20 protein-coding genes are annotated in these 20383 nt (G+C 39.1%); 6 read left to right on the top strand and 14 right to left on the bottom strand.

Annotated features, from left to right (window positions below):
• Positions 1-27: 27 nt before the first annotated feature.
• The 14 genes from B0O44_RS17755 to ubiE all read right to left on the bottom strand — a co-directional run bounded on the left by B0O44_RS17755 (position 28) and on the right by ubiE (position 13762).
• Positions 28-1929, bottom strand: a complete 1902-nt coding sequence (locus B0O44_RS17755) for an amidophosphoribosyltransferase (protein ID WP_110833492.1) — start codon at positions 1927-1929, stop codon at positions 28-30.
• Between the two features lie 123 nt (positions 1930-2052).
• On the bottom strand, positions 2053-2883 hold the full coding sequence (gene murI, locus B0O44_RS17750; RefSeq protein ID WP_110833490.1) for a glutamate racemase: 831 nt from the start codon (positions 2881-2883) through the stop codon (positions 2053-2055).
• A 63-nt stretch (positions 2884-2946) separates the two neighbouring features.
• Positions 2947-3516 carry an OmpH family outer membrane protein gene (locus tag B0O44_RS17745; RefSeq protein ID WP_110833488.1) on the bottom strand — a complete coding sequence of 190 codons (570 nt, stop codon included), beginning with the start codon at positions 3514-3516 and terminating at the stop codon, positions 2947-2949.
• 43 nt (positions 3517-3559) lie between these two features.
• Positions 3560-4090, bottom strand: coding sequence for an OmpH family outer membrane protein (locus B0O44_RS17740; protein WP_110833486.1), 531 nt, complete (start codon positions 4088-4090; stop codon positions 3560-3562).
• An 8-nt stretch (positions 4091-4098) separates the two neighbouring features.
• Positions 4099-6666, bottom strand: coding sequence for an outer membrane protein assembly factor BamA (gene bamA / locus B0O44_RS17735; RefSeq protein WP_394340875.1), 2568 nt, complete (start codon positions 6664-6666; stop codon positions 4099-4101).
• Positions 6667-6728: 62 nt separating this feature from the next.
• Complete coding sequence (locus B0O44_RS17730; protein ID WP_110833482.1) at positions 6729-7469, bottom strand: isoprenyl transferase; 741 nt, start codon at positions 7467-7469, stop codon at positions 6729-6731.
• Between the two features lie 95 nt (positions 7470-7564).
• On the bottom strand, positions 7565-8347 hold the full coding sequence (porG, locus tag B0O44_RS17725) for a type IX secretion system protein PorG (protein WP_110833480.1): 783 nt from the start codon (positions 8345-8347) through the stop codon (positions 7565-7567).
• Position 8348: 1 nt separating this feature from the next.
• Positions 8349-9230 carry an NAD kinase gene (locus B0O44_RS17720; RefSeq protein ID WP_110833478.1) on the bottom strand — a complete coding sequence of 294 codons (882 nt, stop codon included), beginning with the start codon at positions 9228-9230 and terminating at the stop codon, positions 8349-8351.
• Positions 9231-9451: 221 nt separating this feature from the next.
• The gene (locus tag B0O44_RS17715) at positions 9452-10114 is read right to left on the bottom strand and encodes a CBS domain-containing protein (protein WP_110833476.1); all 663 of its coding nucleotides are present in this window, start codon (positions 10112-10114) and stop codon (positions 9452-9454) included.
• Positions 10114-10878, bottom strand: coding sequence for an alpha/beta fold hydrolase (locus tag B0O44_RS17710; RefSeq protein WP_110833474.1), 765 nt, complete (start codon positions 10876-10878; stop codon positions 10114-10116). The genes B0O44_RS17715 and B0O44_RS17710 overlap by 1 nt, the downstream gene beginning before the upstream one ends.
• Before the next feature lie 108 nt (positions 10879-10986).
• Positions 10987-11433, bottom strand: coding sequence for a GatB/YqeY domain-containing protein (locus B0O44_RS17705; protein WP_110833605.1), 447 nt, complete (start codon positions 11431-11433; stop codon positions 10987-10989).
• A complete protein-coding gene (locus B0O44_RS17700; RefSeq protein WP_110833471.1) occupies positions 11433-12197 on the bottom strand; it encodes an SDR family NAD(P)-dependent oxidoreductase in 765 nt (254 codons plus the stop codon). Before B0O44_RS17700 ends, B0O44_RS17705 begins: the two co-directional genes overlap by 1 nt.
• 47 nt (positions 12198-12244) lie before the next feature.
• Positions 12245-13009, bottom strand: coding sequence for a type IX secretion/gliding motility protein PorT/SprT (gene porT, locus B0O44_RS17695; protein ID WP_110833468.1), 765 nt, complete (start codon positions 13007-13009; stop codon positions 12245-12247).
• Positions 13010-13030: 21 nt separating this feature from the next.
• Positions 13031-13762 carry a bifunctional demethylmenaquinone methyltransferase/2-methoxy-6-polyprenyl-1,4-benzoquinol methylase UbiE gene (gene ubiE / locus B0O44_RS17690; protein WP_110833465.1) on the bottom strand — a complete coding sequence of 244 codons (732 nt, stop codon included), beginning with the start codon at positions 13760-13762 and terminating at the stop codon, positions 13031-13033.
• Positions 13763-13815: 53 nt separating this feature from the next.
• Between ubiE and yihA the strand changes: the two genes are divergently transcribed.
• The 6 genes from yihA (at position 13816) to B0O44_RS17660 (ending at position 20363) form a co-directional block, all read left to right on the top strand.
• Complete coding sequence (yihA, locus tag B0O44_RS17685) at positions 13816-14451, top strand: ribosome biogenesis GTP-binding protein YihA/YsxC (RefSeq protein WP_110833464.1); 636 nt, start codon at positions 13816-13818, stop codon at positions 14449-14451.
• Between the two features lie 22 nt (positions 14452-14473).
• A complete protein-coding gene (locus tag B0O44_RS17680; RefSeq protein ID WP_110833461.1) occupies positions 14474-15334 on the top strand; it encodes a 4-hydroxybenzoate octaprenyltransferase in 861 nt (286 codons plus the stop codon).
• Positions 15335-15345: 11 nt separating this feature from the next.
• On the top strand, positions 15346-17061 hold the full coding sequence (locus B0O44_RS17675) for a M3 family oligoendopeptidase (protein ID WP_110833459.1): 1716 nt from the start codon (positions 15346-15348) through the stop codon (positions 17059-17061).
• Positions 17062-17164: 103 nt separating this feature from the next.
• A complete protein-coding gene (locus B0O44_RS17670) occupies positions 17165-19120 on the top strand; it encodes an amino acid permease (RefSeq protein WP_110833456.1) in 1956 nt (651 codons plus the stop codon).
• A gap of 311 nt (positions 19121-19431) precedes the next feature.
• The gene (locus B0O44_RS17665; protein WP_110833454.1) at positions 19432-19983 is read left to right on the top strand and encodes an RNA polymerase sigma factor; all 552 of its coding nucleotides are present in this window, start codon (positions 19432-19434) and stop codon (positions 19981-19983) included.
• 11 nt (positions 19984-19994) lie between these two features.
• The gene (locus B0O44_RS17660) at positions 19995-20363 is read left to right on the top strand and encodes an HMG-box domain-containing protein (RefSeq protein ID WP_211321404.1); all 369 of its coding nucleotides are present in this window, start codon (positions 19995-19997) and stop codon (positions 20361-20363) included.
• Positions 20364-20383: the final 20 nt, after the last annotated feature.

The raw sequence follows: 20383 nt of genomic DNA, 5'->3' as shown, positions 1-20383 counted from the left end.
TATTTTGATATTGTAAATTAAAATGGCTTAATAAGCTCTTTGGTTATTGCCTTCCTTCCAGTTTACAAAAGCCTTGTTTACCACTTTATTTCCTCCAGCTGTAGGATAATTTCCCGAAAAGTACCAGTCTCCAGTATGATTAGGACATGCTACATGCAGGTTATCCAGCGTTTGGTAAATTACTTCTACTTCTGCAACAGTATCCTTAGGGGTAATGATCTTTGTAATTTGCGCAGAGATTTCCTCTTGCGTAAAGGGTCTGTAAATGTCTTTTACGTGGTTTACAATCTGTTCCTTAGGCAACAACAGGGAAGCTTTGCATTTTTCATACACTTCTTCAATAATATGCGCCATTCCACGGGATTTTAACAATTGTATAGCAGCTTCAAAAGCAACAAACTGCCCCATCTTCGACATATCTATACCATAACAGTCAGGATAGCGGATCTGAGGTGCAGAAGAAACAATAACAATTTTTTTAGGATGTAACCTGTCAATGATTTTAATGATACTTTGTTTCAACGTTGTTCCCCGGACAATCGAATCATCAACAGCCACAAGGGTATCCACGTCATTTTTTATGACACCATAAGTTGTGTCATAAACATGGGCAACCATATCCGAACGATCTGCATCCTGGGTGATAAAGGTTCTTAATTTAACATCCTTTATGGCCAGTTTTTCCACCCTTGGGCTTAAGGACAAAAGTTCGTCCAGCTCCTGGTCGTTTAAAACTTCTTTACGGTGAAGTAGAGCATCTTTCTGAAGGTTACGGATGTGCTGGTGAATACCTTCCACCATACCATAAAAAGAGACTTCAGCTGTATTCGGTATAAAAGAAAATACCGTGTTTTTTAGATCTCCATTAACTGATTTCAGAATCTGTTTGCACAACAGCTGACCAAGGTGTTTCCTTTCTTTATAGATTTCAGCATCACTTCCTCTGGAAAAATAAATTCTTTCAAAAGAGCAGGCCCTTTTTTCCTGAGGCTCCCTGAAAACTTCCTGGGTGACCTTACCATTTTTCTTGACGATCAGCGCATGACCAGGTTCAATTTCTTTAACATCTTTAAACGGAATGTTAAAAGCGGTCTGTATTGCAGGTCTTTCAGAAGCGGCAACCACAATCTCATCATCTGCATAATAAAATGCCGGACGGATACCAGATGGGTCCCTCATTACAAAAGCATCTCCATTTCCGACAATTCCGGATATGGTATATCCTCCGTCCCAGGTTTTTGCTGAACGTCGAAGTATATTGGCAACATTCAGACCTTCGGAAATTTTATGCGTGATTTCTACATTGTCATAACCTTCCTTCTTATAGGCATCAAAAAGCTCCTGATTTTCATCATCCAGAAAGTGACCTATTTTTTCCAGAACAGTAACGGTATCTGCTTTTTCTTTTGGATGCTGCCCAAGTTCATATAATTGTTCCAGCAACTCATCCACATTGGTCATGTTAAAGTTTCCAGCAATAACCAGGTTTCTGGTCATCCAGTTGTTTTGACGCAAAAAGGGATGACAGTTTTCTATACTATTTTGACCATGTGTCCCATAGCGGAGATGCCCCAACAATACCTCTCCTATAAAACTCACATTTGCTTTCAGCCACTCGGTATCCTTCATCAGATCCGGAGTTTCATTCTGAATGTCTACAAATTTACTCTGCACATATCCAAAGATATCTGCAACGGCGTTCTGAGCCATAGAACGGTAACGGCTAATGTAACGGTTTCCTGGTTTCACATCCAATTTGATGGTGGCAATACCTGCTCCATCCTGTCCGCGGTTGTGTTGTTTTTCCATCAACAGGTACAATTTGTTCAAGCCATAAAGGGCTGTTCCATATTTTTCCTGATAGTAAGAAAGGGGCTTCAGAAGACGGATAAAAGCAATTCCGCACTCGTGTTTTATCTGGTCGCTCATTGAGGTGTGTTTTGAGCCGCAAATTTACCGTTTATAAAATTCAGAACCTAGAAAGAATTGGAATCTTTCATTCTTCTGACCATCAGCTCAAATACAGCTTTTCGGTCCATCTATGCAAAAAACTTAACATTGAAGGTGAATGTGTTTTGACTTGACCACTTTCCCAAAAAACAGCGAAGCGCTCACATCAAAAGTCTCCGTATCTCCGGAGGTATAAAATATTCTTTCTCCTGTCTTTCCGATTTCACTTTCAATTTCGGGGTGATTGCTTAAATATTTTTTTAAACTGGAGGACACAATTTCCCCCTGGGACAGCAATTCAATATTTGGGGGGACAAACAGCTCCAGCTTAGGAATAAGCAAAGGATAATGCGTGCAAGCCAGCAAAATACAATCCAGGTCCGGAGCTTTCGCCATCAGCTCTTCCAGGTACTTCTTTATAAAATGATCTGCCCCTGTGGTCAAATGTTCATTATTTTCGATCAGTGGCACCAGCATTGGGCAGCTTTGCTGCACCACCTTTACTTCCGGGAAAAACTTTTCAATTTCAATTGGATAGGATTCTGAATTTACAGTTCCCCGGGTCCCCATTACACCTATAGTTTTCGTTTTGGTATGCGCACCAATCACTTCGGCTGTTGGCCGGATTACGCCCAGAACCCGGTGATTGGGGTATTTAACAGGCAAAACTTTCTGTTGTATGGTACGAAGTGCTTTTGAAGAAGCGGTATTACAGGCTAATATAACCAGCTGACAGTTCTGAGAAAACAACCATTCTACACATTCCAGTGTATACTGATAAACAGTTTCAAAAGAATGATCACCATAGGGTGCCCGGGCATTGTCTCCCATGTAAATATAATTGTAATCAGGGAGTTCTTTTATAATAGATTTAAATACAGTTAAGCCCCCATAACCAGAATCAAATACACCTATAGATTTCATTTTATTCATTAAAAAAAAAGCGGAACAGAGCTTTAATGCTCTATTCCGCCAATTTAAATATTTTTATTCGAATTATTTTTTTGGAGCTACTGCTGCTGCAGAAATTCCTAATTTAGATTTTACTGCTGCGGTAATATCGTCACCACCTTCAGAATACAACAAATTGTTTGCACCTTGTTGAGAAGCGATATCAAATACATAAGCCAATCCTTTTTCTTTAGCAACCGCTTTCACTGCAGTTTCAAATTTTTGGTTAATTGGAACATATAATTCGCTTTGTTTTGTAGCAACATCTTGTTGTGCTTTAGTACGTGCATCATCAATACGTTTTTGCATATTCTGTAACTCTTCACCTAAAGCTTGTAATTCTTTAGTCACAACATCTTTGTTGGCCTCACTAAGCGTTTTTTGTTTTGCAACAGCTCCTTCATACTTTGTCTGGTACTCTGTTTGCATTTTAGTAATCTCAGCCTGTTTTGCTTTGGCTAAAGTTTCCAATGCAGTTGAAGCGGTTTTTGCCTCTGGCATCACAGAGAAAATTTCCTCTGAATTTAAGTGACCTATCTTTTGCTGTGCATTTGCTACATTAGCAGTGAACAACAATCCCGCCGCTACAAAGAATACATTAATTAACTTTCTCATTTCTATTTTTCTTAATAATTGTTTTAAATTTTATATCTGTGTGTTATTTGTTCACTGTCCCTGGTTTATAACCCAGTTTTATAATAATGTCGTTGCTCAGGTCATAACTGCTGCTCGCATAGATCATCATCGTTGCTTCACTGCTTTTATCAAAAACAAAGTCAATGTATTTGCTTTTCGCAAGTTCAGCAACCGTTTTAGTCACTTTCTCCTGAATAGGTTTCAGCAATTTTGTCCTTGACTGGAAAAGATCTCCGTCAGGTCCGAATTTTTGACGTTGAAAATCCTTTGCTTGTTTTTCCTTTTCTATAATATCATTTTCCCTTCTCTTACGCATATCATCGGTTAACAGAACCTGATCTGCCTGATAAGACTTATACATCTTATCAATTTGGGAAAAGTTGTTGTCTACCTGCTGTTGCCACTGTTGTGACAAAACATTCAATTGATTTAAAGCAGACTTATATTCCGGCAAATGCTTTAATATATATTCTGTATCTACATAAGCAAACTTCTGTGCAAAAGCGCCGATACCCGTGAATAGCAAGAAGCATAATAAAACATATTTCTTCATAAATTTTCTTATTGAAATCCTCCCAATTGTTGTGCAATACTAAATGTAAAGTTCTGTTTACCGCCATCTTGTATTCCAGGAATTCTGTCAAACGCATGGCCATAATCAATACCTAACATTCCAAATATCGGTAAAAATATTCTAGCTCCAATACCTGCAGACCTTCTAATGTTAAAAGGATTGTATTCTTTAAAAGTATTCCAGGTATTACCACCCTCTGCGAAACCTACTATGTAAGCTGTGGCCTGCTGGCTTGCAATAACCGGATATCTTAATTCCAGAACATATTTGGTAAAAATCGGGCTACCTGAATTCTGTGCAATATATGGAGTGGATCCTACCGGAATTACTGCATTATTTGCATAACCACGCATTTTTATGATCTCAGATCCCTGAAGGAAATCAAAACCTTGCATACCATCACCCCCCAGTTTAAAGCGCTCAAATGCAGCTTCACCTACAGCTTTGTTATAAGTGCCCAGGAAACCAAATTGAGCTTGTGACATCAGTACCAATTTACCAGCTATGCGGTTAAACCACTGCCCTTCAAGTTTCCACTTATGGTACTCTGTAAATTTATAACGTTGCTTATCTGATGCAGTTGCATAGTTAATGTTATTCAACAAAGAGTAAGGTGGCGTAGCCTGAACAGTAAACCGGAAATAAGAACCGCCTGTTGGAAAGATCGGGGAATCTCTGGAATCACGGCTAAATTCCTGGGTAAGGTTAAAGTTATAAGATGTACCTGTGCTAAACTTATAGCCAGGATAATTATTTAAGATATACTGCTGAATGTTTACAGAGTGGGTCAGCTGGAAATAGTTATCCGGCCAGTTCAATCTTCTTCCCAAACTTACAGTTACACCATTCAAACGAATTTTCTGAAACCTGGAATCACTTTCATCCACTCCACCATAAACTGTATTTCCTGCATTGGAAGACAAGGAGGTAAAAGCACTGATTCCAAAACTTAAAGGTTTCTTACCACCTAACCATGGCTCTGAAAAAGAGAAGCTGTAACTCTGGTATTGTTTACCATTGGTTTGCCCGCGTAAACTTAATTTCTGGCCATCTCCTTTTGGAAGAGGTTTATAAGCTTTCAGGTTAAACAGGTTCCTTAATGAAAAGTTATTAAAGGTTAAACCCAATGTACCGATAATCCGGCCACCGCCAAAACCACCTGACAACTCTACCTGGTCCGAAGGTTTTTCCTCTACCGCATATTCAATATCTACAGTTCCATCCGCAGGATTCGGTTTTGGTGTAGGAACTGTTTTAGACTCATCGAAGTTACCAAGCTGTCCAATTTCACGAACTGTACGAACGAGCAATTCTTTAGAAAATTTCTCTCCTGGTTTGGTCCGGATCTCTCTTCTGACTACCCTGTCGTTAGTAATGGTATTTCCTTTAATTGTGATGCGGTTATTGGTATACTGAGGTCCCTCGTAAATACGCATTTCCAGGTCCACAGTATCTCCATGAATTTTAGTCTGAACCGGGTCAATATTAAAAGTCAGGTAACCATCATTCAGATAGATACTCGATACATCGTCACTACTGGCAGAACCTCTGAGTTTTTTCTCCAGACGTTCCTCACTGAATACCTCTCCTTTTTCAATTCCTAAAACTTTCTGCAAAACATTAGTTGCATATTTTGCATTACCAGACCAGCTGATGTCGCCAAAATAATATTTAGGTCCTTCAAACACTTCGATTTTAATACCAACTGCTTTATCACTGTATTGGTAAATACTATCTTTTACAATTGCAGCATCACGATAACCCCGTTCCTGCATTTTGGCAATCAGCTTTGTTTTATCTTCCTCGTATTTCTCTTTATTAAATTTACCAGATCCAAAAATCTTATAAAATGCCTGCTGTTTCGTTTTTTTCAGGAACTTACGCAACTTAGCAGAAGTGAACACTTTATTACCAGTGAAATTAATCTCATGGACCTTTACCTTCCTGCCTTTGTCCACCATAATTTCTAAAACCACCCCGTTCTCCTGATTGGCATCTGGTCTGGTTTTATAATTTACTTTAGTGAAAAAATACCCCTTTTCAGAAAGATATTTTTTTATCGTTCCTGTAGTGGTATTGTACAGATTCTCATTGATAATGGTTTTACCTGTTTTGGCATTTAATTTTTCGGTAATGTCCGTTTTCTGAGATTTGCTTACGCCTGTTATTTCAAAAGAACTTAAACGCGGACGCTCTACCACTTCAATTTCAAAATATACCGTGTCCTGATCCAATTTGGCCACATCAAGTTTGATGTCATCAAAAAGGCCCTGGGCCCATAAATTTTTAATGGCATTTCCGGTCGCTTCACCAGGAAGGGTGATGTGCTCTCCCTTGATCAGCTTGGATAAGGTGATGATCACCTCTTTATCCAGATATTTGGCTCCCGTTAACGTTGTACCTCCAATGATGTACTCTTTAGGACTAAAATAATCCATATTTAAGCCATTGACTTTCAAAGTAGGAGCGGCAGGATTTGAAGGGGGGCGCGTGATCTGTGCCATTGTTGGCAACCCGAACAACAACAATAATATAAGTTGGTATATTCTTTTCATTTACAATCTAAAATCGTCGCTAAGTTAATTTAAACACATGTTAAAAAGTGTTAAAAGTAAAATTAGTTCAATTGTTCACTAATTTTTCCAAAGCGTCTTTCACGTTTCTGGTAGTCTACTATCGCTTCAAACAGGTCTTCCCGCCTGAAGTCGGGCCATAAGGTTTCTGTAAAATATAATTCGGTATAGGCCAGCTGCCACAATAAAAAATTACTTATTCTGTGTTCGCCACTGGTCCTGATCATCAATTCCGGATCGGGAATATTTTTGGTGGTCAACCGGGCAGAAAAGTCCTCTTCCTTAATATCTTCTATCTTAATGTTCTGATCGAGCACTTCTTTTGCCAGTTTTTTTGCTGCCTCCACAATCTCCCATTTTGCACTGTAACTCAAAGCCAATGTTAAAGTGCAGCGGGTATTTTGGGCTGTTTTTTCCATGGCACTCTTAAGGTCTTCAATACATTTTGGTGGCAAGGAATCAATATCCCCAATGGCATTCAGCCTGATGTTATTTGCTGTAAGTCTGGGTGTTTCCTGGTTGATGGTAGAAATAAATATTTCCATCAAGGCATTAACCTCCTCCACTGGACGGTTCCAGTTTTCCATTGAAAAAGTATAAATGGTCAGGTATTTAACACCAATATCGGCACAGCCTTCGACAATATCTTTTACAGATAAAACTCCATTTTCATGACCGAAAACTCTGAATTTACCCTGATTTTTTGCCCATCTACCATTACCATCCATAATAATTGCTATATGTTCAGGTAAGCGTGTAAGGTCAATTTGTTCTTTAAATCCCATCTAACTATATGAAAATGATCCTAAAAAGTCTAATATTTTCGGGACACAAAGGTAAAATTTTCTGTGATTATAAGTCAATTAATATGTAAATGATCCTAAAAGGTAAAACATTTTTCCGATAAAAATGTATAAGAGATGCCAATCTGAATGAACAGATAAGTATCCCGCTTTCTGGAATCGCCCCTTTGATCACCAAAAGTACGGGCGTCTAAAGCCGGATTGGAGAGATATTCTCTGACTGGATCACCATTGGGGTCAGGCATCTTATACACGCCACTCACATCATCCAGATAATCTGTATAAGCTGTCCTATAGCCAATCTGACTAAATATACTCCAGTTTGATTTTAAATTGTATTTCACTCCAGCCCCATAGGGTATACTGATCGCATAGTTTTTATAAGGGCTGGACTGGTCTTCGGTGCGGTACAACCGAAGTTCCCTTGTTTCTCCTTTATAGTTCACCTTGGGATTAAAAATAACACCGCCAATTCCCGTATAGATGTACGGGCTGAACCTTTTGGTTCCTCCTCCTGCAAAATACTCTAAAAAATTAAAATCAACCTGCAGGCTAAGCTCATGAAGTGGCGTAAAAAACTTCAGGTTTCTGTTACGAAAATCTTCATTATCAGATTTAGAATCATCTCCTGCGATCCTTCCATAATTATAATGTAGCCCAAATGCCCAATAAGGATTAAAATTATATTTTGCAAAAACACCTCCGGAGATACCGCTTATTTTTAAGGGATTAACCGGATTAAGGTCTCCCATATAACCTGCAGCTCCTGCACCAAGCCCAATCTCCCAGGCTTGTCCATAGACCACCCGTCCTGAAAGTAAAATAAAAACAAGGTTTAAGAGAAGGATTTTAAACTTCATATTAATAATTGCGCGTGTCTATCCCCCAAAGTAGTTTATTTCTTAACGTGGTCAAATAGCTTTCTTCATTTAACCGGATAAGATGAACATCAAAAGATGCTTTCTGAAGTGTCAGCTTCACCGATCTGTCCACAGTGACCGTACGAGAATCACAAGATACCAGAAATTTAGCGCTTCTTGCCTCGACCTCAAAAGTTAAAGATACATTATCGGGAACAATTAAAGGTCTTACATTTAAATTATGGGGTGCAATTGGTGTAATTACAAAGTTTTGCGAGCCAGGAAAAATAATCGGCCCGCCGCAACTTAAAGAATAAGCTGTAGAGCCCGTTGGGGTTGCAATAATCAAACCATCTGCCCAGTAAGAATTGATAAATTCCTGGTTCATGTAGGCATGAATGATCATCATGGCAGAATTGTCCCGCCGGTGAATTGTAATGTCATTCAAAGCAAAGTTCTCTTCTCCAAAGAGCTGAAGTTTCGAATCCAGGCTGATTAAACTCCTTTTATCTAAAGAATACTGATTGTTTAAAAGCGCCTCTATAGCCAGTTTTATTTCATCTTTATTGACGCTGGCCAGAAAACCCAGGCGGCCAAAATTAATTCCTATGACCGGAAGACCCGAATCCCTTACAAGGGCGAGTGTATCCAATAAAGTCCCGTCACCTCCCAAACTAATCAAAAGATCCGCATGATTAATCAATTCAGTACTTTCAGCAAAAGTAGTTGTGCCGGGGTTCATTTTAACCTTGTCTCCAATAAAATCGTAATATTTTTTAAAGACCAGGGTTTCAATCTTATAAAATTCCAGGGCATCGAAGACATCCTGCACATAAGGTAAAACCGTATTGTTAAATTCCCTTCCGTAAATTGCGATTTTCATCAGCGTCTATTGTTTATCATCGGTTATGAAGCGTGCAGAAACCTTCTTTTATCTTAATTTTTATTTGTTTCTGCAGGTTTCATCAGCGTCTATTGTTTTTTGTATTGTTGATATTTTCAGCAGTGCTCAGCATGGCTTTGTCATCATGGTAAAGAGATGATGATCACGTTCACTCAGCCAGAAATTCTATCGTGGTATATTCAAAATCGCAAAGCTATTTTCTATACATTCAGGTAATTCATCAGCGAATTATAACGGTCTTCAGTTCCATGATCTGTTGAGGTGCTATTAAAGACAGCTTTTACCTGGTAATTGTAACGCTCAAAAGAAGCAATAATACCAGATAATTCAGTTTTGTTTATTTTTAAAGTCACCTCAAGTTTCGTAGAGTCCGGGAAAGACTGCACATAAGAGGACAATATCTGCGCATTGTCACCTTCTACAATCTGTGCCATATGGGACAAAGAATTATTTCTGTTGCTGATTTCCAGGACTATAATTCCACCCGGCTCTTTAACCGCATAGATTTCCGCAGTAAAGCCAATAAGACTATGAATTGATATGATGCCCAGGTAATTTTTTTTATAGTCCAAAACAGGTACAACAGAAAGATGCAACTGATCAAATAAACGGATGACATCATAAACATGTGCATCCTGATAAACAAAAGGATTCAGGATGGTGAGTGCCAGACTACCAATGGCTTGCTCCTGATCTCTTATCTCGATTAACTCCTCTTCTGCAACCAGGCCTAAAAATTGGGTTTCATTTACAATCGGCATGTGGTAAAGCTTGAACTCAGATAGCCTGTCCAAAGCCTTCTGAACAGAGTCCGAAGTTTTTAGTGGAGGTATAGCATTTGATATGAGTTCTGAAGCCAGCATTATTTGAGCAATATTCTATCTAAAAATGAATTTAAATATTTATTAAAAATTTCAGGTTGTTCCATCATAGGTGCATGCCCGCACTCCTCAACCCAGTTCAATTCTGAGTTGGGAAGAAGTTCATGAAATTCCTCGGCAACATCAGGCGGAGTAACCTTATCCTGTTTTCCCCAAATCAGCGACACGGGTATGGTTATTTTGCCAAGCTCCTTTGCCATATTATGGCGGATGGCTGATTTTGCCAAAGCCAGAATCCGGATAACTTTTGACCGGTCATTTACTGTTTTAAAAACATCATCAACCAATTCCTTTGTTGCTGTTACCGGAGAATAAAAAGTAAATTCTACTTTCTCCCGGATGTAATCATAACTTTCCCGTCTTGGAAAAGAGCCACCAAAGGAATTCTCATACAAACCTGAGCTTCCTGTCAATACCATTGCTTTAACATGTTCCTGATGCATGGTTGTAAAAACCAATCCAACATGTCCTCCAAGAGAATTTCCTATTAAAACTATTTGTTCCAGTTTTTTATGCTTTAGAAAACGGTACAAGTGTTTGGCTAAACTTTTAACCCCTAAAGTCAGAATAGGCAATTCATATATCGGCAAAATTGGCACCAAAACATGGTAGCGATCTTTAAAATGATCTATGGTATGTTCCCAGTTGCTCAGTTCTCCCATCAAACCGTGAAGTAATATAAGAGGTTCTCCCTCGCCCGCCTCAATGTATTTAAATCCGTTATCTTCTATTACTTCGTAATTCATATTTCTATTCGTCGATGTGCTACTAAGTTAGTAGACATAAGTTAATTTATGGCAATAATAAAGGATTAATTTTTTTAAAAGGCAATCAATATTATTTTTTAACACAATTTATGCCAATTGTGCTTTAACCACTTCAGCAATGAGTTTACCATCGGCTTTTCCGGCCAATTCTTTATTGGCCAAACCGACTACCTTTCCCATATCTTTCATGGATGCAGCACCAGCATCTTTAACAATACGGGCAATGATCTGTTCAACTTCAGCTCTGTCCAACTGTTTTGGCAGAAAACCCCCAATTACGTCGATCTCTTCATCCTCCACCTGCGCAAGATCTTCACGTCCCTGCTGTTTATAGATATCTGAAGACTCCTTACGCTGTTTGATCAATTTTTGAAGAATTTTCAATTCTCCCTCCTCTGTAATTTCTTCAGAAGACCCCTTTTCAGTTTTTGCTAATAGAAGTGCGGCCTTAATTGCCCTCAGGCCTCTGAGTTTTGCCTGATCTTTTGCAAGCATTGCCTGCTTTATTTCCTGATCAATTGTATTTGATATCATCATTCTTTTCTTCTTGTAATTGTTCCTGTTGCCTGGGCTGCAGGCATAATCAACATATCATTTATATTCACATGGGCCGGCCGGCTTACTGCAAACCAGATGGCATCTGCAATGTCCTGCGCGAGCAAAGGTTCAAACCCTTCGTATACCTTCTTGGCCCTTTGCTCATCTCCTTTAAAACGGACCAGGGAAAATTCAGTTTCCACCATTCCGGGATGAATGGCAGTCACTTTAATTCCATGAGGAAGAAGATCAATTCTCATTCCTTTGTTCAAGGCATCTACCGCATGTTTGGTTGCACAATATACATTTCCATTGGGATATACCTCTTTACCTGCTATAGAACCTATATTAATAATATGTCCGCTTTTGGAAGCAATCATCCAGTTGGACACAATTTTTGAAACATACAAAAGACCTTTCACATTGGTATCGATCATTACGTCCCAGTCATCGGTGTTTCCCTTATCTATAGGATCAAGTCCCTGGCTCAGTCCTGCATTGTTAATAAGTACGTCAACTTTTTTCCATTCTTCCGGTAAAGCTTCCAGTCCTTCAGTCAGTGCCTGTTTTTCTCTAACATCCCTCACCAAAGTGAAGACCTTAACCGCATACTTGTCTTCAAGATCGACAGCCAGCTTTTTTAAAACTTCTGCCCTTCTTGCGACCAATATTAATCTATAGCCCTGCTGGGCAAATAACGTTGCACAAGCCTCTCCTATCCCGGAGGTTGCTCCTGTTATTAATGCAATTTTTGAAGTCATCACTTTATGATTATGGAACAAAAATATAATTTTTTAGTCCCAAAACACTACTCGAAGTATAAACTGAATGTTACATGACGCAACATTAATTTATCCAAAGGGCTTGAATAAGCATTATGGTCCTGCTTTAAAATGCTATTAAAAGAAGAAGAGTATTTAATTTCAGGAGACATTTTGAAATACTCAAAATAAAGATCAAAGCCAATTCCGGTTTCATAGGACCAAAAGCTTTTTTGATTCTTTAGGAGCTTCTCTATCGCTGCATTTGCTTCATCATTTGTCTTTTTGGCTGAAGAAATGTCCATGGAATATTTTATATTTCCAATAAGGTAAGCCCTGAAATTATTCCTTCTGTCCGACTTCAATTTTATCCCTAAAGGAATATCCACCATAGTTGCCTGAACTTTTTGTTCTTTAAATTCATAAGCAAACTGGGGCACCGGTGTTTGATAGGTATATTGTAAAAGACGGTCATTAAAAACCAATGAAGGAGTCAAACGCACATCGACATGATCACTGATCCTAGAGTTCACGACAAAACCAATCCCAAAGCCCGGAGAAGATTTGGCCATAATTGATTTCAAACCGGAAGTAATTTGTGTGGTGGTAATGTGGTTCGGATCGGTTTTATCTGTTTCATAAAAAGGAGCCTGCCAATCCGGTTTTTTGAATACTTTAAAATCTGAGGACAAGTACTGAAAAGTAAAACCAAAATGGATATTGCTGTCATCTACCCCACCACCCCAGTTCTGCGCTTTTGCAGTACAAAGGGAAAGCAGAAAAAAGAAGAATAGCCCAAGGTGTTTTTTCATCAATAAATCAGCTGCTTATTTTTACTTCACTCCGGTATATACGGCACTTATTCCAAAAGTTAAAGAAATATGTTTTGTTTCTTTGAAACCAATTTTATCCATTAATTCCGTAAATGCCTTTCCGTCCGGGAAAGCAGCTACAGATTCCGGAAGATAAGTATAAGCCCTGGAATCTTTTGAAAAAAGTTTTCCAAATACTGGCAAAATATGTCTGAAATAAAAATTATATAGTTGTTTAACTGGAAATGCCTGTGGTTTTGAGAACTCCAGAACCACCATTTTACCACCAGGCCTTAATACCCGGTACATATCCGAAAGCCCTTTTTCCAGATGCTCATAATTCCTTACACCATAAGCAACTGTAATGGCATCAAAACAATCGTCTTTAAAGTTCAGTTTCTCAGAATCACCAATCTGAACGGAATAAACAGCCTCCAGGTTTCTTTCGTTTATTTTCTTTTTTGCCACCTCCAACATACCAGAAGAAATATCCACACCAATAATTTTTTCAGGTTTAAGTATTTTAATTGCTTCAAAAGCAAAATCTCCTGTACCTGTAGCAACATCCAGCATTGTTTTAGGCTGAATTGTCTTCAGCTCACGAATTGCCCTTTTTCGCCAAATGATGTCAATTCCTAAAGAAAGGAAATGATTCAAAAAATCATAAGTTCCTGAAATATTATTAAACATGTCTGCGACCTGTTCACTTTTGGTCGCTGAGGCGGACTGGTATGGTGTTATCTTTTCATTCATGGTTATGCGGCAAAGATAAGTATTGTTGAAAACTAATTTTCTACCTTTGTCAAATGATTATAAAATCAGCAACATTCATTTGCAGCAATACAAAGGTTTCGGCACTGCCTGAAGCAAATATGCCGGAATATGCCTTTATAGGGCGCTCTAATGTAGGAAAATCCTCGTTAATTAATATGCTGGTTAACCAGCATGGATTGGCAAAGACTTCCCAAAAACCGGGTAAAACCCAATTGATTAATCATTTTTTAGTCAATGAAAAGTGGTATATCGTCGATTTACCTGGTTATGGTTACGCAAAAGTATCCAAAAGCAGTAGGGAAAAATGGGAAAAATTTATCCGCAACTATCTGACAAAAAGGGAAAGCCTTCAGTGTGTATTTGTGCTTATCGATAGCCGGCTTGAACCTCAAAAAATTGACCTCGAATTCTGTTGCTGGCTTGGTGAATGCCAGATCCCCTTTGCACTGATCTTTACTAAAGCAGATAAGCAGTCGGCGGTAAAAACAGATCAGAACGTTGCTTCGTTTAAAAAAGCATTGAAAGGTTGGTTTGAAGAAATCCCGCCCTATGTGATTACTTCAGCAGAAAAAGGACAGGGTAAAGACGAAGTCCTTAATTTTATAGAGCAGGTTAATTTGGATTTTGTTATGCCGGTCCTTGCTCCGAAACAGGACCCGGAAGTTTAAAATTGTCATTACATATATATAAATGAAAAAATATTTTTCGCTGGTGCTTTTTGCACATTCCATTTTTGCCCTTCCATTTGCCTTCATTGGGTTCTTTCTGGGGCTGAGTAGCAGCGGGGCAACTTTTCAATGGCCCTTGCTGATACTGGTACTGCTGTGTATGGTATTTGCCAGAAATTCGGCCATGGCATTCAACAGATATCTGGACAGAAATATCGATGCAAAAAATCCAAGGACAAAAATGCGTGATATTCCCTCGGGAAAGATATCTCCCAATGAAGCCCTTATTTTTGTGATCATCAATTGTGTATTGTTTATTGCAACGACAGCCTTTATCAACCGGCTTTGTTTGTACCTCTCTCCTGTAGCCCTTTTTGTCGTTTTGTTTTACAGTTATACAAAACGGTTTACTGCTCTTTGCCATCTGGTTCTTGGTCTGGGTTTATCCCTGGCCCCCATTGGTGCATATATCGCAGTAACCGGACATTTTAACCTGGTACCCTTATTTTACTCTTTTGCGGTCATTTTCTGGGTCAGTGGTTTCGATATTATTTATGCACTGCAGGATGAAGATTTTGACAAGAATGAAAAATTACATTCTATTCCGGCTGCCCTGGGCATCCGGAATGCTTTAAATTTATCCATAGTCCTACACATTTTTTCTGCGCTTTGCGTTATTATACCATTGTACTTTGCTCCTTTTGGCTGGATATATTATCTGGGTGTTGCTTTCTTTTGCTTTATGCTCATTTATCAGCACCTATTGGTCAAACCAAACGACATCAGCAAAGTCAATAAGGCTTTTGCAACAACCAATGGGTTTGCATCGGTCATTTTTGCTGTTTGCTTTTTACTGGATACTTTTATCAGGACTCATTTTTAACATTCAAATCCATGAGCGACTTAACTATACAAAAAAAGAAAAGAAATTATATCCCCCAAAACCTGGAGATAAAATGGGACAATTTAGCCCCTGTACTGGAGGAACTACTTGCAAGACAAATTGATAACGCTGAAGAACTGGAGAAATGGCTTCAGGATAAAAGCGAACTGGAAGCTGCTCTTGAAGAAGACTTTGCCTGGAGATATATTAAAATGAGTTGTGATACTGCAAATGAGGATCTGGTTAAAGACTTTCAATATTTTGCTACTGAAATAGAACCCAGAATTGCTCCTTTTACCAACCAGCTCAACCAGAAGCTAGTTTCCAGCATTTACTTAGACCAGCTTGACAAAGACAAATACTTTGTTTATCTGCGTGCGGTAAAAAAAGCATTGGAAATTTACAGGGAACAGAACATAGAGCTGTTTACCAGTTTACAGGTCAGCCAGCAAAAATACCAGGCCCTTACAGGTGCGATGACTGTTGAAATTGAAGGCAAAGAATACACACTTGAACAAGCCGCTAATTTTTTAAAGGAAACCAACCGGTCTGTACGCCAGAATGCCTGGGAGACGATTCAACAGCGCCGTCTGGTAGATAAAGATGAATTAAACATTCTTTTTGACGAACTTCTTGTGATGAGGAACCAGGTTGCTTTAAATGCTGGTTTTGAGAACTATAGGGACTATATGTTTCAGGCTCTTGGAAGATTTGATTATACCCCAAAGGACTGCTATGATTTTCATCAGGCCATTGAAAAAGAAATTGTTCCCATATTAAAAGAGCAAGCAGAACAACGTGCCACCTTGCTGGGGCTTGATGTCCTTAAACCATGGGACATGGAAGTGAGCACGACCGGAAAACCAGCCCTGAAACCTTTTAAAAATGGACAGGAGCTCATTGATAAAACCATTACCTGTTTTAATGCAATTAACCCAAAACTGGGACATATGCTTTCTGTTATGAAAGCCAATAACCTGTTTGATGTAGAGAGCAGAAAAGGAAAGGCACCAGGAGGTTATAACTATCCGCTTGCAGAAACCGGCGCGCCTTTTATTTTCATGAACTCAGCGAATTCCTTTAGAGACCTGACAACGATGGTCCATGAAGGAGGGCACGCTGTCCATACTTTTCTCACTGCAAATCTGGAGTTAAATGATTTTAAACATTGTCCATCAGAAGTAGCCGAACTGGCTTCGATGAGCATGGAGCTTTTATCCATGGATCATTGGGGAATTTATTTTGACAAAGAAGAAGACCTGATCCGGGCAAAAAAAGAGCAATTACACGATGTATTAAAAACCCTTCCCTGGGTTGCGGTCATTGATCAGTTCCAGCACTGGATTTATACAAACCCAAGTCATAACGCCGCTGACCGGGAAGAAGCTTTTAAACAAATTTATACCCGGTTTGGAGCGGGTTTTGCAAATTGGGAAGGTCAGGAAACCGAATTCGGCAACCTGTGGCAAAAACAACTGCACCTGTTCGAAGTTCCTTTTTATTACATTGAATACGCCATAGCACAATTGGGTGCAATTGCCATTTGGAAAAATTTCAAGGAAAATCCCGAAAAAGCACTGGAACAATATACTGAGGCCTTGTCTTTAGGTTATACCAAGCCCATCAACAAGATCTATGAGACCGCAGGGATAAAATTTGATTTTAGTCCAAAATACATTAATGAACTTGCTTCCTTTATTAAAGCTGAACTGGAGAAATTAGCTTAGAAATGTATAAAATGAGCAGAAAACAAATCATTGGATAAATTTTAAGCGTTTTTATCAATCTAATTTATAAGTTTGATGAAACAACCAGACTAACCAATAACATATGTTTGAAAAGCTATTCAGAAAAAAATCCATCACCAAAATAATGGAAGATGCAGAAAAGGGTTACGGAGATCACGGAGCTGCACTTCACAAAACCTTAAGTGTAAGGGATCTGACAGCTTTCGGAATTGCAGCTATTATAGGAGCAGGTATTTTCAGCACAATTGGCAAAGCAAGTGCCGACGGTGGGCCTGCAGTCATTTTTCTGTTTATTTTTACTGCCGTAGCCTGTAGTTTTGCAGCATTTGCCTATGCAGAGTTCGCCTCTATGGTCCCTGTGTCCGGAAGTGCCTATACCTATTCCTATGTTGCCTTTGGGGAACTGGTTGCCTGGATCATTGGTTGGTCTTTAATTATGGAATACGCTATTGGAAACATTACTGTGGCCATATCCTGGTCGGATTATTTCACAAGTTTGCTTTCCTCCATACACATCCCGGCGTTAAATATCAATGGCATCCATTTGCCAGACTGGATGACGATGGATTATTTGACCGCATTTAATGGCCACAAACATGCTGAGGCATTAATTAATGCGGGGAAAAGTTATGCAAATCTTGATGAAGCCACCAGACTTGCCAATAACGCCTGGATTACTGCACCGAAAATCGGTAACTTTCACTTGGTTGCAGATCTTCCTGCCCTGGGCATTATTATTTTCATTACCTGGCTCGTCTATAAAGGGATGAAGGAGTCAAAAAATGCCAGTAATGCGATGGTTGTGGTTAAGCTGGCTGTTATACTATTGGTTCTTGCAGTTGGTGTTTTTTATGTGGATACTAAAAACTGGAACCCCTTCGCGCCCAATGGTGTAAGCGGTGTATTGAAAGGCGTTTCAGCTGTATTTTTTGCTTATATAGGTTTTGACGCCATTTCCACCACTGCTGAAGAATGTAAAAACCCCCAGCGTGACCTTCCCAGGGGAATGATGTGGGCCATTATCATATGTACAATTTTGTATGTTGCCATCGCGCTGGTTTTAACAGGAATTGTAAACTATAGTCAATTGGCTGTTGGTGATCCCCTAGCCTATGTATTTGACCACATTAACCTGAAACTGATGAGTGGAATTATTGCTGTAAGTGCTGTTTTTGCCATGGCCAGTGTCTTGTTGGTGTTCCAAATGGGACAACCGCGTATATGGATGAGCATGAGCCGCGATGGGTTGCTTCCTAAATCTTTTTCCAGGATACATCCCAAATATAAAACACCTTCTTTTGCAACCATTGTTGTTGGATTTGTGGTCGCTGTCCCATCACTTTTCATGAACCTGACCATTGTCACCGACCTGTGTTCAATAGGAACTTTATTTGCATTTGTTCTGGTCTGTACCGGGGTACTTGTCCTGCAAAATAAGCCAGGTATCCAGAGGGGAAAATTTAAAATTCCATATGCCAATTCGAAATATATTGTTCCACTGGCATGCATAGTCCTAGTTGTTTTTGCATTTACCCGTTACAAAACGGAAAGCACAAATTTTGTGTACAACACTCAAAAAGTTTACGATCCAATTCCTTTTATCACCTCTTTAAACCCAGGGGAACTAAAATCTGTTCAGGATCAAATTATTGCAAATCAAGGGGCCAGGAACATTATTGAAAAAAATCCCGATGCTGAAGCCTACCTGGGCAACCTTAGCGCCGCAGATTATCAAACTTTTATAGATAAGTCATCTGTAGCAGATACAAAGAAATATGAAAGTGGCTGGAGTTTATTTAAACATAAAATTCCAATGTGGATTTTTTTATTGCTCTGTCTGGTCATCAATTACTATTGTATTACTAAAAACCTTTCCTTAATTCCTGTTTTAGGGCTAATCAGCTGTCTGTACATGATGTGCGAACTTGGAATCTCCAATTGGATCGGTTTCGGGATCTGGCTCATTGTTGGGCTTGTCGTTTATTTCATGTATGGATTTAAGCACAGTAAACTCGGCAGGGAACAAGCACAGGTATAAAATATGAAACTAAAAGAGGCCAGCCCAAACAGGCTGGCCTCTTTTAGTTATAAGCAGGTAGGATCAAAAACTTTAAAAACCCATCGGCAAATAAAACAGACCTAAACATATGAAATACAATATTAAAAACTTATATTAGATAGAAGATAAGCGAAAGCTTTTGATTTGCCCTCCTAATTATCCCTATAGTTGCCCGGAGCGATTCCCGGCACCAAGGCTCCTCCCCGGAGCCTTCTTTTTTTTAAAAAAAATTGGCCCCATTTAAAGTAAATTGAAACTTAAATCGTCTACCCTATTAAATTTAAAAGAAATTGCCTGCAGAAAAGTCTCAAAATATAATTCAAACGGTTACAAAATATGGTAAACGCCTATTCAGCTTTATCCGCAGCAGGGTAAACACAGAAGAAGATGCAGAAGATATTTTGCAGGAAGTCTGGTACCAGTTAAGTAATCAACCTGAAGCCAATGCTATTGAACAAATTAGTGGCTGGCTACATAGGGTTGCACGAAATAAAATAACAGATAAATACCGAAAGCAACATCATGAATTTCTTGAAGACTTTGCCTATGAAGATAACGAAGGGGAAATTAACTTCAGGGAGATCTTAATGACTGACAGCAGCACTCCGGAAGCTGAAGAGCTAAAAAAACTGTTTTGGGAACAGCTTTTTACGGCATTGGATGAACTGCCGGAAAACCAGCGCAATGTATTTATTCAAAATGAACTTGAAGAAAAAACCTTTCAGGACCTGGCGAAGGCAACAGGTGAAAACATTAAAACGCTAATATCACGAAAAGGTTATGCAGTAAAACACCTGCGCTACCGTTTGTTCAACTTATATCAGGAATTTATAAACTATTAAAATTTTCAATTATGCGCAACAGAGATTTTAGAAAGCGTCCCGATAAAAAATGGTTATTCGTCCTACCGGCAATAATCCTCTTTAGTATCTTATTAAGTTATGCGGTTATGCAGCTATGGAATTCCATTTTACCTGAAGTCAGTTCCGCTGGAAAGCTAAATTTTTGGCAGGCCCTAGGCCTGCTCGTCCTATGCAGGATTTTGTTTGGCAATTTTGGTCCCGGTAACCGTTTCAGAGGTCGGCCCGGATTTGGCCGCAGTAGGGAAATCAGTGAAAAATGGCAAAACATGAATGAGGAAGAACGCACTGAGTTCCGGTCCAAATGGAAAGAACATAGCCGGCGAGGGGGAAACAAAGCACCAGATGATGGCAATCGCTAAGCCCCTGCTGTCCAAGACAT

Origin of the sequence: Pedobacter nutrimenti, from assembly GCF_003208655.1 — a bacterium.
In the GTDB taxonomy this organism is placed as follows: domain Bacteria; phylum Bacteroidota; class Bacteroidia; order Sphingobacteriales; family Sphingobacteriaceae; genus Pedobacter; species Pedobacter nutrimenti.
Note: the sequence above shows the minus strand (reverse complement) of the source record. Positions and strands in the feature narration are given on the sequence as shown.